Raw genomic sequence first — 905 nt, 5'->3', positions numbered from 1 at the left:
CCAACTAGTGCAGCCTTGTTGCCACTATATGTACCTTTTTCAAAACCGAAGTTATCAATATTCTGAGTATTTGAACCAACATTAATATCAGAACCGTCATCACTAGTTAGCGTTACATCACCAATAAATGTGACAGCGGTACCATCAGTACCATCATCAACTAAACCGAAGTCTTCCGCACCACCAGTTGTTGTATCAACAGTGATATTACGACCATCTTCAGAAGTCAAATCAACACGAAAACCTGTGCTTGTCTCGACAACCGATGCCGTCACACCCGTTAAGTCACTCTTTGTATTAATTGTATCTGCAACTGCTGTTAGCGCAGTCTCTGCTTCAACTTCTGCAAGCTGAAGCTCTATATCAACACCGTTAATTGCGACTGTTTCAGCATCAACACCTGTACCGATAACACCCGCAGCTATAGTTGTACCTTCGACTGTATTGGGGTTTGCAGTTGCGGTCACACCCGTCAGGTCAGTTTCTGCGTTGATCGCAGCAGCCTTTGAAATTGCACTTGAACCCTGCAAAGCAAATGACGTGTCGTCATTACTACCAACAGGAGCCGAAATAGCAGCACCGTTAATAGTCAAGTCACCAGCGGCGATAGTCTGCTCTGCAGTTAATGCAGTTTTACTATTGTTAGACGTCACACCAGCAGTCGCAGCTGCGCCAAGTGTATCAACAGTAGTTTCATTAATACTTACATCAATTCGGTCACCAACGTTTGCTCCGGTCTGAAAACCAGTATCCTGGAAAGAGCCATCTAGAAGGCTTTGACCGTTAAAGTTTGTCTTTTCAGAAATTGACTGAATTTCAGCTTTTAGCTGCTCAACCTCTTCTTGTAGAGAAGAACGCTCCAAATCAGTGTTTGAACCATTCGCTGATTGTAGCGCTAGTTCACG

Annotated in this window: 1 pseudogene; it reads right to left on the bottom strand. The window is 44.0% G+C overall.

Features of this window, described 5'->3' with window-relative positions:
* Positions 1 to 905 (bottom strand): annotated as a pseudogene (locus A3763_RS19940) (flagellin); the annotation flags it as partial.

This window comes from Oleiphilus sp. HI0128 (assembly GCF_001635365.1).
The sequence above is the reverse complement of the archived record's forward strand: the minus strand, read 5'-3'. Positions and strand labels throughout refer to the sequence as shown.